This is a genomic window from Nocardia aurantia (genome assembly GCF_009604425.1).
Classification (GTDB): Bacteria; Actinomycetota; Actinomycetes; order Mycobacteriales; family Mycobacteriaceae; genus Nocardia; species Nocardia aurantia.
This window is the reverse complement of record NZ_WEGI01000016.1, coordinates 61,658-77,359: the sequence shown is the minus strand read 5'-3', so window position 1 is coordinate 77,359 and position 15,702 is coordinate 61,658. Positions and strand designations below refer to the sequence as shown.

At 69.5% G+C, this 15,702-nt stretch carries 8 protein-coding genes and 1 pseudogene; 5 read left to right on the top strand and 4 right to left on the bottom strand.

All coding sequences use genetic code 11. The features are described from left to right. Positions 1-56: 56 nt before the first annotated feature. The gene (locus NRB56_RS32890; protein ID WP_227838532.1) at positions 57-857 is read right to left on the bottom strand and encodes a hypothetical protein; all 801 of its coding nucleotides are present in this window, start codon (positions 855-857) and stop codon (positions 57-59) included. 486 nt (positions 858-1,343) lie between these two features. On the opposite strand from NRB56_RS32890, the gene NRB56_RS32885 reads away from it, so the two are divergent. Next, the gene (locus tag NRB56_RS32885) at positions 1,344-5,024 is read left to right on the top strand and encodes a heterodisulfide reductase-related iron-sulfur binding cluster (protein WP_153348264.1); all 3,681 of its coding nucleotides are present in this window, start codon (positions 1,344-1,346) and stop codon (positions 5,022-5,024) included. A gap of 378 nt (positions 5,025-5,402) precedes the next feature. After that, the gene (locus NRB56_RS32880; RefSeq protein ID WP_153348263.1) at positions 5,403-5,759 is read left to right on the top strand and encodes a hypothetical protein; all 357 of its coding nucleotides are present in this window, start codon (positions 5,403-5,405) and stop codon (positions 5,757-5,759) included. A gap of 167 nt (positions 5,760-5,926) precedes the next feature. Here NRB56_RS32880 and NRB56_RS32875 read toward each other — a convergent pair whose 3' ends face one another. From NRB56_RS32875 to NRB56_RS32865, 3 genes are all read right to left on the bottom strand, one after another. Next, the gene (locus tag NRB56_RS32875) at positions 5,927-6,157 is read right to left on the bottom strand and encodes a hypothetical protein (RefSeq protein WP_153348262.1); all 231 of its coding nucleotides are present in this window, start codon (positions 6,155-6,157) and stop codon (positions 5,927-5,929) included. Between the two features lie 376 nt (positions 6,158-6,533). Then, positions 6,534-9,182, bottom strand: a complete 2,649-nt coding sequence (locus NRB56_RS40330) for a helix-turn-helix transcriptional regulator (RefSeq protein WP_153348261.1) — start codon at positions 9,180-9,182, stop codon at positions 6,534-6,536. A gap of 106 nt (positions 9,183-9,288) precedes the next feature. After that, positions 9,289-9,738 (bottom strand): hypothetical protein, encoded by a 450-nt coding sequence (locus tag NRB56_RS32865; protein ID WP_319943878.1) that lies wholly within the window; start codon positions 9,736-9,738, stop codon positions 9,289-9,291. A gap of 583 nt (positions 9,739-10,321) precedes the next feature. Here NRB56_RS32865 and NRB56_RS32860 point away from each other — a divergent pair. The 3 genes and pseudogenes from NRB56_RS32860 to NRB56_RS32850 all read left to right on the top strand — a co-directional run. Beyond that, entirely contained in the window at positions 10,322-11,332 is a 1,011-nt protein-coding gene (locus NRB56_RS32860) for an XRE family transcriptional regulator (protein ID WP_227838531.1), read from the top strand. Between the two features lie 57 nt (positions 11,333-11,389). Then, on the top strand, positions 11,390-12,649 hold the full coding sequence (locus NRB56_RS32855; RefSeq protein WP_406603565.1) for a pyridoxal phosphate-dependent aminotransferase: 1,260 nt from the start codon (positions 11,390-11,392) through the stop codon (positions 12,647-12,649). 398 nt (positions 12,650-13,047) lie between these two features. Beyond that, a pseudogene (locus tag NRB56_RS32850) lies at positions 13,048-14,304 on the top strand (YibE/F family protein); the annotation flags it as partial. Positions 14,305-15,702: the final 1,398 nt, after the last annotated feature.

The following is a 15,702-nucleotide window of genomic DNA, read 5'->3' as shown; positions in this document are numbered from 1 at the left end:
CGGATCGGCCCGCCCCGATATTCCGGGGCGGGCCGATCCGCGTGCAGGGGTCGGGCTCAGTTGGGCTGAGCCCCGGCGACGGGCTGCTGCGGGGCGACCGCCTGGCTCTTGCTCGCGGCATCCGCCCACTGGGTGGTGCCGTCGGGCGCCTGCATGGTGCCGACCAGATCGAGACCGGCCGCGAGCAGCGTCGGGCCGCCGGCGGCGATGGTGCCGATGATGCCGCCGACGCCGGCGCCGGTCACCAGACCGGGGACGCAGGCCGCGACGATCGTGACGATGCAACCGATCACGGCGCCGATGGCGGTGCCGACGAAACCGCCGACCGCGGTGGCGATGCCGAACTTCGTGGTGAAGTCGTTCATGGCCCGCTGGTTCTCCGTCGCCGAGGCGACGTCCTTGGCCTGCGGGATCGGCTTGTCCGCGGGCGCCGGGGTGATCGGCGTGTCGGCGGGGGCCGGGGCGGCGGCGTCCGGCGCGGGCGCGTCGACCGGGCGGGCGACCGCGACCAGCGGCTGCGACCCGATGGTCACGCCGGCCGGGCGATCCGGAGTCAGCTCCAGAACGGTGCCGTCCTCCTTCAGAACCGGCTTCAGCGGAATCTGCACGCCGGCGATCCGGAAGTCCAGCGGCATCTCCATGGCGATGTTGCCGGCTTTGTCCTTGATGTCGACGACCTGCTGCTTCTGGTCGGGCGACGCACCGGGGGCGGTGACCGGCTTGTCGACCAGGGTGAAGGTTCCGCCCTTGAGTTTGGTGACGACGGTCTTGTCCACCAGTTTGGCGGAATAGTCGATCGCGGTCTGCGCCGCGTCGGGGGCAGGCTCGGCATGCGCCGTGCCCAGTGCGATGGTCATTGCGCCGATGACCATTCCTGCCGCCGCAGTTCCGCTGCGGATCCTCATTCGATTTTGTCCAATCTTCGATCAGGTTGCGCCGTCCGTATCCCACCCTGAGAGCCTCTGCATCCCTCGGGTGACAAACCCGCAGACCCTCCCCGATCGGTGTGAAGATACGCACAGCGCGCGAGACTTCGTGAGCCTAGTCGAACGAACCCCACCAACGCGAGATCGGACTTTTCCGTCAGTGGGGAATGGATCCCGCGTGCCTGGTCCGGATTGCCGGGATTTACCGTAAAGATCGAAGTCGGGTTGGTCACCGTCCGTGAATCCGGTCACAGAACGGGTACGTCCAGCCCCGACAAGCTGGGGCCCCGGCCGGCCCGACCCCGAGGTGGCGGGATAAGTTACCGATGGGTAACTTGGCGGTCGTTACGATACGTGCAATCCCGGCGGCACCAGCCCTGCCGCCGGAGGCTCGTTGAATCGAAGGAAGGTCGCGACATGAATGCCCTGACAGTGACGCTGGGCACGATTGGGGTGGTGTTCAGCCTTTTGGCCTGGGCGTCATTCATCGGCGGCGTCGGCACGATGGTCCGCGCCATCATGATCGGCCAGCCCGCCCCCGATCGCTGGCGGCCGTTCCTGCCCCGTCTGAAGACGATGATCGTCGAATTCCTGGCCCACACCCGGATGAACAAGTTCCGGACCGTCGGCTGGGCACACTGGCTGGTGATGATCGGCTTCCTCGCCGGATTCATCCTCTATTTCGAGGCGTACGGACAGACTTTCGATCCGACGTTCCACTGGCCGGTGTTCGGCAACTGGCACATCTACCACTTCATGGACGAGGTGCTCGGCATCGGCACCGTGATCGGCATCCTCGTGCTGATCACCATCCGCCAGCTGAACCACCCGCGGGTGCCCGCGCGGCTGTCCCGGTTCACCGGTTCCCGGTTCGTCCCGGCCTACATCATCGAGAGCATCGTGCTCATCGAGGGCCTCGGCATGGTGCTGGTGAAGGCCGGCAAGATCGCGACCTATCACGAGTCCACCGCCTGGACCGACTTCTTCACCATGCAGGTGGCCAAGCTGCTGCCCGACAGCGTCGCTCTGGTCGCGGTGTTCGCATTCGTGAAGATGGTGTCCGGCAGCACCTTCCTGCTGCTGGTCGGCCGCAACATCAACTGGGGTGTCGCCTGGCACCGGTTCGCCGCGTTCTTCAACATCTACTTCAAGCGCGAGAAGGACGGCGGGGTCGCCCTGGGCGCGGCCAAGCCGATGATGTCGCAGGGCAAGCCGATCGATATGGAGACCGCCGACCCGGACACCGACACGTTCGGCGCGGGCCGCATCGAGGACTTCTCCTGGAAGGGCTGGCTGGACTTCACCACCTGCACCGAATGCGGTCGCTGCCAGTCGCAGTGCCCGGCCTGGAACACCGGTAAGCCGCTGTCGCCGAAGCTGATGATCATGTCGCTGCGCGACCACGGCCAGGCCAAGGCGCCGTACCTGCTGGCCGGTGGCCGCCGCGACGCCGCCGGCGACGAGGTCGGCCTGGTCGACGCCGACGGCAAGCCCGACGAGCGCAAGCTCGCCGGCATCTCCGCCGCCGCCCGCGCCGAGGCGGAGCGCCCGCTGATCGGCGACGCCGAGGCCGGCGGCGTGTTCGATCCCGAGGCGCTGTGGAGCTGCACCACCTGCGGCGCGTGCGTGGAGCAGTGCCCGGTCGACATCGAGCATGTCGACCACATCATCGACATGCGCCGCTACCAGGTGCTGATCGAATCGGAGTTCCCCTCCGAGCTGGCCGGCCTGTTCAAGAATCTGGAGAACAAGGGCAATCCCTGGGGCCAGAACGCCAAGGACCGGCTCAACTGGATCTCCGAACTGGACTTCGACATCCCGGTCTTCGGCCAGGAGGCCGACAGCTTCGACGGCTACGAGTACCTGTTCTGGGTGGGCTGCGCGGGCGCCTACGAGGACCGCGCCAAGAAGACCACCAAGGCGGTCGCCGAGCTGCTCGCCACGGCGGGCGTGAAGTTCATGGTGCTCGGCGCGGAGGAGACCTGCACCGGCGACTCCGCGCGCCGCGCCGGCAACGAATTCCTGTTCCAGCAGCTGGCCACGCAGAACATCGAACTGCTGAACTCGGTGTTCGAGGGCGTCGCCGACAACCGGAAGAAGATCGTCGTCACCTGCGCGCACTGCTTCAACGCGCTCAGCAACGAGTATCCGCAGGTCGGCGGCGTGTACGAGGTCGTGCACCACACCCAGCTGCTGAACCGCCTGGTGCGGCAGAAGAAGCTGGTCCCGGTCGCCTCGGTCTCGCAGCAGGTCACCTATCACGACCCCTGCTACCTGGGCCGGCACAACAAGATCTACAACGCGCCGCGCGAGCTGATCGAGGGCTCGGGCGCGACCCTCACCGAGATGCCCCGGCACGGCGAGCGGTCGATGTGCTGTGGCGCGGGCGGCGCGCGCATGTGGATGGAGGAACAGCTCGGCAAGCGGGTCAACCTGGACCGCACCGACGAGGCGCTGTCCACCCTGTCCGGCGGCAACACCCCGTCCCTGATCGCCACCGGCTGCCCGTTCTGCCGCGTGATGCTCACCGACGGCGTCACCGCGCGCAAGGATTCCGGCGAGGTCGGCCAGGAGACCGAGGTCGTCGACGTCTCCCAGCTGATGCTGCAGGCCATCACCCGGGTCGAACCGGCCACGCTGTCCGCCAACCTGAAGGTGGTCCAGCAGCCGAAGACCGAACCCGAGCCCGAACCGGCCGCTCCGGCGGAACCGGCTCCCGTCGCGACCGCGACGGAAACCACCCCCGCGGCCGCACCGGCGACCGGCAAGGGCCTGGCCATGAAGGGCGGCAAGGCGCCCGGCGGCGGGCTGGGAATGAAGGGCGCGGCCAAGGCACCCGGTGGTGGGGCCACGGCGGCACCCGAAGCCGAGGCGGCCCCGGCGGCCGAGACACCGGCCACGAAGCCCGGCGGACTGGGCATGAAGGGCGGCGCGAAGGCACCCGGCGGCGGGCTCGGCATGAAGGGCGCCGCCAAAGCACCGGGCGCGAAAGCACCGGCCGCCGCAGCGTCGGCTGCGGCCGAGGCACCGGCCACCGAGACGCCTGCCGCCGAGGCCCCCTCGGCGCCGACCGCCAAGCCCGGCGGACTGGGCATGAAGGGCGGCGCGAAGGCACCCGGCGGCGGGCTCGGTATGAAGGGCGGCGCCAAGGCACCGGGTGCGAAGGCACCCGCGGCCGAGCCGGCCCCTGCGGCCGAGGCCGCTCCCGCCGAAGCTCCGGCCACCGAGACCGCTGCCGAGGCGCCCGCGACACCGACGACCCCCACGGCGAAGCCCGGCGGGCTCGCGATGAAGCGCGCGGCGAAAGCACCGGGTGCGAAGGCTCCGGGGGCCAAGCCGGCCGCCGCCGCTCCGGCCACCGAGACCGCGTCCACCGAGGCCGCTCCGGCCGAGGCTTCCGGCGCTACCGCAACCGAGGCTCCCGGTGACGCTGCCACCGGGGCGTCGGCCGATGCGCCGACTTCCGGCACCAAGGCTCCGACGACGGAAACCGGCACCTCGTCCTCGGCTCCGGCAGCCGCGACGGAAACCAAGCCGACGGTCCCGGCCAAGGGTTTGGCCATGAAGTCGGGCTTCAAGCGCCCCGGCCCGAAGGCCCCCGGCGCCGGAAAGCCCGCCACTCCGGCTGCCGAATCGGCCGCTGAGCCGGAGACAACCGATACGGGCTCGGAGGCTCCGACCGGAGGGTCGAAGATATCCGATACGGGCTCGGAGACTCCGGCCGCTCAGTCGGAGACAACCGATACCGGCCCGGAAGCTCCGGCCGGGGGGTCGAAGACATCCGATACCGGCCCCAAGACTTCGGCCGGAGGGTCGGAGAGAACCGGTACCGGCCCCGAGACTTCGGCCGGAGGGTCGGAGACAACCGGCAGAGGCCCGGAGACTTCGGCCGCTGGGTCTGCGACGGCCGAGCCGACCGAATCAGCGCCGGAGGAGACCACCACCGAGGAGGCGGCGACCGCTACAGCCGAGAACCCGGCGTCGGAGTCCGATTCCCCGGCGGGCACGTCCAACGGCAACGGAACGACGCTGCCGACCGCCAAACCGGGCGGGCTCGGCTTCAAGTCGGGTGCCAAGGCACCGGGTCGCAAGAGCTGACGAGCCGCGTCCGGCCTCGGGGCCGGACCGACTGAACCTTCGGGGCGAGCCGCACCAGCGGCTCGCCCCGAATTCGTTTCTCGGCACAGCACCGGCGGCGGGATCACCGACAGCACCTGTGGAGTGTTGTGGAGAAAGCACGCTGTGGCCTCTCGGGCTTGCGGCCGGGTGGGTGGTCGAAAGCCCTCGACGGGCGCGGGCCGAAACGGCCGTGTTACCGAAAATAATCTGTACGGTGTCCCGAACTTCGGAATATCACCAGGTCAGGGGTGGCTTACGACATCGTGATCCGAGTGTCGCCGAAATCGGTGGGCGGCGTGCATACCCTCGGTTCTTTCCCGGCTTCGACTTTTCACCCGCCCGGAAGGAGCATCTCCCATGGCCCGGCTGAACATCGGACTCGGCGCCGTCGCGGCGGCCGCGGCGGCGTGCCTGATCACCGGCGGCATCGTCCAGACCGCGCACGCCGACCCCGTGATGGGCGACCCGTGCAATCCGGCGACCGATCGTCCGTTCACCAACCCCCAGGGTGTCTGGATGAACTGCTCGGAATTCCCCAATGTCGGCACCGTCTGGGCCGAGACCCACACCATGAACCTGCCGACCGTCAGCCGCGGCGCCCGCTGTGTCGTCGGTGAGGATCTGACGCTCGCGCTCGACTCGACCCAGAACCAGGTGATGACCTGCGTCGACGAGGACGGTGACGGCCGGTCGACCTGGCAACCGGCGGAGTAGTGCGGAACTTGCCGGGTCAGCGCACGAAAACGCCCCGGCCTCGATGAGACCGGGGCGTTCCGGCGGCGGGCGACAGGTCTGCGAGACTGCCACCGGCCGATCGACGACCCCCCGTGATCACCAGGTCCGGAAACGACTCCGCGCCGGATGATTCGGGCCGCGATTCCTTACCTGGGTGTCTCGACGCTCTTCGAACCAGCGCTACCACTCGCCAGAAGCGCCGTCAGACCCTGCGCCAGGGCGGCGGATCCGCTGGCGGAGCCGGTCGAAGGGGTCGTGGTGCCGCCCTCTTCCGTCACCGGCTGTGCGGTGCCGGCGTCGGCCGCGGCCATACCCGCGCCACCGAGCAGCAGACCGGCGGCCACGGCCGCCGTTCCCACGATTCGCATCTTCTTCATCCGAAATTTCCCCTCGAATCCATTCCCTCGACCGATCGACGACCATTCGGACTCCGACCGGGTGGCCGGTGATCACACCGACCGGCGATTTTTTATCACAGACAATGCGTGTTTCCGCCCGCCGTAGCGGAAATGCGATACCAGACCGAATGGAACTTGTTTGCGGGATGTTAACTATTGCGACGGTCGGCGAAATCAACGCCCACGTGTGCGGGGAGTATGTGGAATATGGCGACTTCACAGCTATCCACCACCGAAGACCGGGGCCTATACGCATACCTATACGCATACTTATCCAGGAATGGCGCCGAGTTGTGAAGTTATCCCTATTCACAACCGGCGACAACGGACAGCGATCTGCGTGCCGGATGCCCGGCTACCCGATGGATTCACCCCGGGCTGTGGATAACCCCGCGCCGAGGTCGGCAAACATCAGACTCTTCCGGTCACGCACACCCAGCTTGGCGAACACGTGGGAGAGATGGTGACCGACCGTGCGGGGGCTGATGGCCAGTTCACCGGCGATGGCACGATTGGTCAGACCGGCCACCGCGAGCTCCGCGATCCGCATTTCCTGGCCGGTCAACCGGGTGTCGCTGCCGCGCCGGCCGCCGGAGGGCGCATCGGTCAGCTCGAGTTCCCGCGCCGCGCGTTTCATCCACAGGCTCGCCTCGATCCGCTGGAACCCCGCGTGGGCCAGCCGTAACTGCTCGGCCGCGTCGGCCCGGCGGCGGGCCCGCCGCAGCCATTCCCCGTACAGCAGCCCCGTGCGCGCCCGATGGAATGTGCAGCGCGGCATCCCGCGTACCTCCAGCGCCCGCCGGAAATAACGCTCCGCTACGAAACCCTCGGATTGCAAGGCCAATACCCGATATGTCGAGGCGACCGCCCACGGCGCCCGGGAACGCAACGCCCAGGTCCGCAACAATTCGCTGTGCGTCGTCGCGGCCTCGAAATTCCCGGAACGCCACGCCGATTCGGCGATGTCGGCGGCGGCCAGCCGGGCGATGGTCGGATGCGCCGACTCGTGCCCGGGCACACTCAGCGTGCGCAACCGTTCGTAGGCCGCCTCCGGATTGCCGACGCTCAATTCGTGAACGCCGCTGTGCCAATACGCACCGGCGATCAGCACCCCGATGCGGCGCGGCCGGGAAAGCGCCAGCGCCTGTTCGACGTGGAATTCGACCTGTGCCGAATCACCCCGGAACGACGCGAGTTTCGCGGCCAGGTTGTGACAGGCGGCCCGGGTGTTCTCCCAGTCGCCGGCCTCCGCCAGACCGGTCGCCTCCCGCAGGCTCGCGTCGGCTTCCGGCCACTGATCGGTGGCCATCTGCACGGCCACCAGTTGTGGCAGCAGATAGGCCAGGCCCGCGATGTCACCCGAATCACGCAGTCGCGCAGCGACTTCCGTGTACAGTCCGACCGTTCGCTCGGCCAGGCCCCAGACCAGCACCAGCGCCGCCGGCGGCAGCAGCCGGGCCGCGACGCCCGGCGCCGAACCGGCGGCGAATCCGTCGACCCGGCCGAGCAGCGAGGCGATCTCGGGTTCCCGCTCGGCCCGGCCCGCCGCCCACTCGGCTCGCTCGGCGGCCAGCCGCAGGTCCCCGGCCATCGGCTCGCGCACCAGCGCGGCGTCGCGCAGGAGCATGCCCCGGGCCCGGACCGGAGAGCCGGTCGCGATCTCCAGCAGGCCCGCGAGCCCCGCGGTGGACGCCGCCATCCGGTCGGCCGGCAACGCGCCGCTCGCCCGATCCAGCAGCGCACGTGCGGATTCCACGTCACCCGCCTCCCACGCCGCGCGCGCCGCCCGGGCCAGCCAGCGACCGGCGCGCTCGGCGTCGGTACAGAGGGCGGCGGCGCGGCGCAACACCGCCGCGCCCACCAGCCGCCCCGACCGGGCCGTCCGCCGCCGGGCCGAATCCGCCAGGGCACAAGCGAGTTCGTCGTCCGGGCCGGATGCCGCGGCGGCCCGGTGCCACAGCGCGAGGTCCGGCTCGCCGGCCGCCACGAGCGCCGACGCGAGCGCGCGGTGTATCCATCGCCGCTGCTGCGCCGTGGCGGCGTCGTAGGCGAGCGCGCAGAACAGCGGATTCCCGATCCCGATCCGGCCGTCCTCGGCACGGACCAGCCCGCCCTCACCGGCCTGCGTCCAGATCGACTCGCCCACACCGGATTCCGTCGCTACCCGGCTCACGATCGCGAGATCGCCGACCTCCTCGGCGGCCACCACGACCAGCAGCGTGCGCAACGGACCGGGCAGTTCGGCCAGCCGGCTCGCGAACGCCTGCCGCATCCGCGCGCCCACCGGCGCCGGACGGCTCGCCGTACCCTCGTACTCTCTTGCCGTGACCGGTAATTCGCACAGTGCGAGCGGATTGCCACCAGCGACGGCCAGGATCCGGTCGGTGCGGAAGGCGCTCAGCGCGCCGTACCGCTGCCGCAGCAGTGCCCGGGCGGCGGATTCCGGGAGCGGGCCGAGCCACCGCGCGGGCAGCGAATTCCACCGGGTCCCGGCCGGATCGCGGTCGCAGGCCCCCAGCAGTCCGATCGGCACCGCCGCGGTCCGGCGGATCACGAACCGCAGGACACGAGCCGTGGCCTCGTCCAGCCAGTGCAGATCGTCGATCGACAGCAGCACCGGCGCGGTCGCCGCGAGCCGGGAGAGCAGGGTGACGACCGCGGTGGCGACATGGAACTCGCCGGCGACACCCGCGCCGAGGCCGAGGGCGGCCCGCAGCGCGGCGGCCTGCGGGCCGGGCAGGTCCGCGATCCGATCCGCGACCGGCCACAGCAGTTGGTGCAGCGCCGCGAACGCCAGCGGCGATTCGGCCGCGGCGCCGGAACACGCCAGAACCCGGCAGTCGCAGGCACGTTCGGCCGCGTCCCGCAGCAGCGCCGACTTGCCGATCCCGGGATCACCCCACCACAGCAGTGCCGAACCGCGGCCCTCCCGGAGCGCGGCAAGGGTGTCGTCGACCGCGGCCCGCTCCCGTTCCCGGCCGCAGATCCCCTCGATCGTGCGCACGATCCAACCTAACGCCGGTGCGATCGGCGGATGGAGCCCGGGTCCGCCCCGTCGACTGCCGGAAAGGGGCGGACCCGGTCTCGTTGCGGCGAGGACCGGTCTGCGGTCAGTCCTCGCCGCCGGACCCCACCGCCAGTGCGGTCGTGATGACCATGGACAGGGGTGGGAGTGCGGCGCCGGCGACGGGCTGGACCACCCAATGGCAGCCCTCGCGGGTCCAGCGGCCGAGTCCGGTGGGCAGCATGACGGCACTGCCCGCCGCCGGAAGTCCGATGTCGAGCCGGTTCAGCACCTCCAGCACCTGCGGACCCGGCCGGCCGTCGGGGGTCACGAGGAAGCTCCAGCGGATCTGGCGGGCCAGTACCGGCCCAGCGATACCCTGCCGGGTCAGCGAATCCCGGACCCGTTCCGCCCGTACGACGGGAAGGTGGACGACACCGAGCTGGGCCGTGACGGGCAGCATGACGAATCCACCGCGTTCCGCGACCGGCAATGTCAGCTCCTGCCGGTAGAACGTCACCCATTCCGCGACGGTGTGGAGTTTCTCGACGTTCACGGGCGCTCTCCTCGATTCCTAATCAGGTTCGCGCGGGCGGGGGGAATCCGGAACGCCCGGGCACCCGCTCACCACTGCCCTTTCACTGCCCCTCACCGAGAATTGGGCGAATTGCCCCGCCCCGGCTCCAATTCGACTGTGGCCGAGATCACCGACCACTCGTACCCTGGACAGCACCGGTTCGTTCGGAAGGAATGACGTCGTGGTACGGCAGTGGTCAGGCAGGGAGGCCCGGGCTCTCCGCGATGCCAAGCGGATGAGTATTCGGGAGTTCGCTGCTCATCTCGGAGTTCACGAACGGCTGGTTTCGAAATGGGAGGCCGGCGGAGCCCGGGTGCATCCGCGCCCGGTGAATCAGGCTGCGCTGGACACCTCCCTGGCCAGGTCCGACGAAGTCGTGCGGGCACGGTTCGCGGCGTTGATCGACGGGTCATCGGTCGATCATGTCGAGCCAGAAAATGATGCGCAGCAACCGGATTCGGTGCGCGCCCACTATTCCTCCGACGCGGAACTTTTGGACCTCGTGGACGCGGGTGCGATGAGAGCCGATGCGTTGGCGGTAATTTCGGAGAGGGATCTGATCATGGCGGCTGCCCACGAAGCAAGCGAGCACGCGGGCCGGGCCGAGGCCTCCAATGTAGGGCCGACCGTCCTGGAACAACTCGACAGCGACGTACTCCGGATCGCCAACGACTATGTTCACGTACCGCCCGCCCCGATGATGGTGGAGATGCTGCGGGTGCGACGCCGGGTCTACCGATTGCTGGAGGGTCGCCAAAAGCCTTCGGACACAAGCCATCTGTATTTGATCGCCGGAATTCTGTCCGGTCTGCTCGCCAATGCCAGTACCGATCTCGGCTACCACGACGCGGCCGGCGAACAGGCCCGTGCGGCCTGGGCGTACGCGGAACTGTGCGGGCACAACGGACTTCGCGCCTGGACCCGCGGCATGCAGGCGCTCATCGAGTACTGGTCGGAGCGGCCGCGCCGCGCGGTGCTGCTCGCGCAGGGTGGGCAGCAGTACGCGGAATCGGCTACGGCACAGGTACGCCTGCACAACATCGAGGCCCGGGTCTGGTCGAAACTGGGCAGCACGGTCGACGCCGAACGCTGCATCCGGGCGGCCGACACCGCGCGCGGCGGTACCGGTACGGACACCCTGCACGACGAGATCGGCGGCGTGTTCGGCTTCGGCGAGCCGAAGAGTCAGTACTACGCCGGCGCCACCTACATCCACCTCGGCCAGGCCCAGCCCGCACTAACCGCCACCCAGCGCGCCATCGAGCTGTATACCGAAGGGCCGCAACAACAGCGGTCCTACGGCGCGGAGGCGCTGGCTCGCGTCGACAGCGCGGCGGCCCATCTCATCAACGGCAGTCTCGACGGCGCGACCGAATCCCTGCAACCTGTCCTGCAACTCGACGAGGACAAGCGCATCGCCCAACTGGACGAGCGCCTCACCGGGCTGCGGCGGCACATCGCGAGCCCGCGATTCCGGGACGCCCGCGAGGCCCGCCGACTGGACGAGCGGCTCGAGGAGTTCTGCGGTACCACGGCGGCGCGGGGGATGCTGCCGGGTAGCCCTACGCCCTGAACCGCCGTTCATAACATTCCGGCGCAGTGAATAACCCGCTTGCCACCGAGTGGCACCATTGACAAGGTGAGTCCTACCAGCCAGTCACATCATCGGCCCCCGCGCATCCTGGAGCAGTCGACCAAGCTCCAGAACGTCGTCTACGAGATCCGGGGGCCGGTGCACGCGCACGCGGCACGACTGGAGGCCGAGGGCCACCGCATCCTCAAGCTCAACATCGGCAATCCCGCACCGTTCGGCTTCGACGCGCCGGACGTGATCATGCGGGACATCATCGCCGCGCTGCCCTACGCGCAGGGCTATTCCGAATCCAAGGGCATCCTGTCGGCGCGGCGCGCGATCGTGACCCGCTACCAGTTGGTGGCGGGTTTCCCGGAATTCGATGTCAACGACGTCTACCTCGGCAACGGGGTCTCCGAGCTGATCACCATCACGATGCAGGCGCTGCTGGACTCCGGCGACGAGGTGCTGATCCCCGCGCCGGACTATCCGTTGTGGACGGCGATGACCAGCCTGGCCGGCGGTACCCCCGTGCACTATCTGTGCGACGAGTCCAACGGCTGGCAGCCGGACATCGCCGATCTGGAATCGAAGATCACCCCCCGCACCAAGGCGCTGCTGGTGATCAACCCGAACAACCCCACGGGCGCGGTGTATTCGACCGAGGTGCTGCAACAGCTGGTCGATCTCGCCCGCAAACACCAACTGTTGCTGCTCGCCGACGAGATCTACGACAAGATCCTGTACGACGACGCCAAGCACATCTCGCTGGCCTCCCTGGCGCCCGATCTGCTGTGCCTCACCTTCAACGGCCTGTCCAAGACGTACCGGGTGGCGGGATATCGCTCCGGCTGGCTGGTGATCACCGGCCCGCGCGAGCACGCCGCCGGATTCCTGGAGGGGATCGATCTGCTGGCCTCGTCCCGCCTGTGCCCGAATGTGCCCGCGCAGCACGCGATTCAGGTCGCGCTGGGCGGATACCAGAGCATCGAGGATCTGATCCTGCCCGGCGGACGGTTGCTGGAACAACGCGACGTGGCGTGGGAGCGACTCAATACGATCCCCGGTGTCTCGTGTGTGAAACCGAAGGGGGCGCTGTACGCGTTCCCGCGCCTGGATCCGGAGGTCCACGAGATCCACGACGACGCCAAGCTGGTCCTGGACCTGCTGTTGCAGGAAAAGATCCTGATGGTGCAGGGTACGGGCTTCAACTGGCCGCACCACGATCATCTGCGGATCGTGACGCTGCCGTGGGCGCGGGATCTGGCCGTGGCCATCGAGCGGTTCGGTAACTTCCTGGCCGGTTACCGGCAATAGGGCCGCAAAACCAACCCTGAGTTCGGAAACCTTGGCTTTTTTACGACTGGCTGGTGCAAAGCGCGGCGTTTTGTGTACAGTAGTCCTCGGCACTTCGGTGCCCGGCCGAGCCGCCTACCCCCCCTGGGCCGCTCGGCCCTGGATTCGGCAGCGCCTACCCCCCTGGGCCGCCGGATCCCCGGGCGGCGGAGACATCCCCCTGCTCTCCGCCGCCCCTCCCACTTCCCCGCGGTACCCGAACGGGTACCCGGCTGTCCCGATCCGGTGGTTGCCACCGGGATGCGGGCCGGTCGATCCGATGATCTCCCGCACAGTGCCGTGCTCCACTCTCGAGAAGTCGCCGAGGTGAATCATTTAGGCTCGCTTCGGTCAGGCACACGACAACAGGCAGGGACTCGGTGAGCGACCACCATCATCACCATCACTCCGGTCCACTCGAGATCGGAACGACCGCCAAGCGGGTGGTGATCGGGCTGCTCACGGGCATCGGCGTGCTCGTGCTGATCGGCGCGGTCTGGATGTGGCCCAGCCACCAGCACGTCGACATCCCGCTGCCCATGCAGAACGGCGTCGGCGGGGCGATGCAGACCGAATCCGGCACCGTGGTGATGCAGGACATCGGGCCGTGCGGCAGCCTGTCCAACGGCAAGGTGTTCGACGACACCCCCGCGGCGCCGCGGCCCAACTCCTACGACTGTCAGCGCAGTACCGTCTCGATCGATTCCGGGCCGCATCAGGGCAAGAAGACGCTGCTCGAAATCGCCCCGGGCCCAGGGCAACCCGACCTGCACGCCGGTGACCACATCCGGCTGGTGCGGCAGAACGACCCCAGCGGGGTGCCCGTCTACTCGTTCGACGACTTCTCGCGCGGCCTGCCGCTGACCCTGATCCTGATCTGCTTCGTGGTGGTGATCGTCGTGGTCGCCCGCTGGCGCGGGCTACGCGCCGTGCTCGGGCTCGGAATCGCGTTCGGGGTGCTCGTGCTGTTCCTGCTGCCCGCGCTCCTGGACGGGAAGCCCGCGGTGCCGGTCGCGCTGATCGCCGGGGCGGTGATCCTCTACGCGGTGCTGTACCTCGCGCACGGGGTGAATCTGCGCACCAGCTCGGCGCTGCTGGGGACGCTGAGCGCGATGGTGCTCGCGGCCGTGCTGTCATGGCTGACGCTGAAGCTCACCCACGTGACCGGGCTGTCCGAGGAACAGAACACCAACGTCGCGACCTACCTGCAGCACGTCAGCATCACCGGAATGCTGCTGGCCGGATTCATCATCGGCTCGCTCGGCGTGCTCAACGACGTCACCATCACCCAGGCGTCGGCCGCGTTCGAGCTGGCCACCCTCGACAAGGCCGCCTCGCGCCGGGAGGTCTTCGCCGCCGCCATGCGGGTGGGCCGGGACCACATCGCCAGCACGGTGTACACGCTGGTGCTGGCGTACGCGGGCGGCGCGCTGCCGCTGCTGCTGCTGTTCTCGGTCGCCGGGCGCTCGATCACCGATGTGCTCACCGGTGACGCGGTCGCGATCGAGATCGCCCGATCCGCTGTCGGCGGCATCTGCCTGGCGCTGTCGGTGCCGTTGACGACGGTCATCGCGGTGATGCTGGCCCGGCCCTTCGGTGCTGCGGAACCCGTTGCGGCCCGGCGCGGTACGGCCCGGCGGCCGCGGCGCGACGTCGAGGACGAGCCCCCGCGCACCCGCTCCCGCCGCCCCGAACAGCCCGCGCGCCGCCGCGAGCCGGCGTCGGCCACCGGCGAGCAGGGGCACGTGCACGAGGACGACGACCTCGATCAGTACTACGCCGACCTGCACGACCGTTCCGGCCCGGGGGGTGCGCGTCGCCCGGACGAGGACGCGGCCCGGCCCGGCGATGCCGGTCGCCGGGCGGCCGACCCAACCGGCCGTGGTTCGCGTGCGACGGGCGATCCGTACCGATCCGGCGAACTGCCCGCGGCCCGCAAGCCACCGGGCGACCCCTACCGATCGGGTGAGCAACCCGCGGTCCGCAGGCCGGGCGACTCATACCGGTCCGGTGAGCAGAGCGCAGTCCGCAGGCCGGTCGATCCGTATCAGTCCGGTGAGCAGCACGCGGCCCACGACCCGGGCGACCCGTATCGGTCTGGTGAGCAGCACGCGGCCCACGACCCGGGCGACCCGTATCGGTCTGGTGAGCAGGGCGCGGCGCACAAGCCGGGCGACCCGTATCGGTCCGGTGAGCAGTCGGCTGTCCGCAACCCGGCGAGCGATCCCTACCGGTCCGGTGAGCAGGGCGCCGTTCGCAGGCCACCGGCCGATCCCTACCGGTCGGGCGAATACCCCGCCCGCTCCGGGGAACAACCGGCGGTCCGCAGGGCCGCCGCCGACCCGTATCGGTCGGGCGAGTATCCGGCCCGCTCAGCCGAGCAACCTGCGGTCCGCAAAGCACCCGCCGACCCGTACCGTTCCGGCGAGTATCCGGCCGGTCCGGGCAGCCGCCCGGCGGACCCTTATCGACCCGGTGGGCAGCCGGCCGCGACCGGGCGGCCCGGTGAGTACCCCGCCGACCCCTATCGGTCGGGTGAGCATCCGGCCGCCGGACATCGTCCGGTGAATCCGGCCGGGCCGTATGGTTCCGGCGAATTCGCTTCGGTCCCACCGAATCACGGCAACCAGCCACCACCGGCCGGCCCTCGATACGGCCCGGATCAGTTCACCGGCACCGGACAGCCGCAGCCGGAAGACTTCTCGGCCTGGTCCTCGGACCACGACGCGGCGCCGGATTCCGGCGGCTTCTCCGCCTGGAACGCCGCGACGCCGAGTGGCAACGCGGGCCGCGCGACACCGCCGCGCCGCCTCGGCAACTTCGATCCGCACACCGGCGAATTCGCCCAGCCGTATCCCGGAAGCCGTTCCAGCACAACAGGTTACGGACAGAACTCCGGTGAATGGCAGAGCGGTTCGGAGAGCCGCGGGCGGCACTCATCGGCGGACGACTACGGGCCGTACTGATTCGCGATCGGCCCCGCCACACCGATCGCGCTCAGCCGAGTGCCGATCTGTAGGGCCCGGCCGCCCGAC